1 tRNA gene is annotated in these 320 nt (G+C 43.1%); it reads left to right on the top strand.

The window, feature by feature from the left end:
• Position 1 precedes the first annotated feature (1 nt).
• Positions 2-77 (top strand) — tRNA-Thr (locus GJU41_RS24545).
• Positions 78-320 lie beyond the last annotated feature (243 nt).

The raw sequence follows: 320 nt of genomic DNA, 5'->3' as shown, positions 1-320 counted from the left end.
TGCCGGTGTAGCTCAATTGGTAGAGCAACTGACTTGTAATCAGTAGGTTGGGGGTTCAAGTCCTCTTGCCGGCACCAGTTTTACTGAAATATGCTTCATTTAATAAATAAGTGCCATTAGCTCAGTCGGTAGAGCACGATCGAGTAATCTTCGAAGCTTATGCTTCAGCACACAAATCGAGCCACTCCTTGAATAATCTTTCTGAGATTTGGGTGTCTTGCAAAACTAAAGAGTGTTTTCATAATTAAGTGCCATTAGCTCAGTCGGTAGAGCATCTGACTTTTAATCAGAGGGTCGAAGGTTCGAGTCCTTCATGGCAC

It is taken from the genome of Metabacillus idriensis, from assembly GCF_009674765.1.
In the GTDB taxonomy this organism is placed as follows: domain Bacteria; phylum Bacillota; class Bacilli; order Bacillales; family Bacillaceae; genus Bacillus_P; species Bacillus_P idriensis.
The sequence above is the reverse complement of the archived record's forward strand: the minus strand, read 5'-3'. Positions and strand labels throughout refer to the sequence as shown.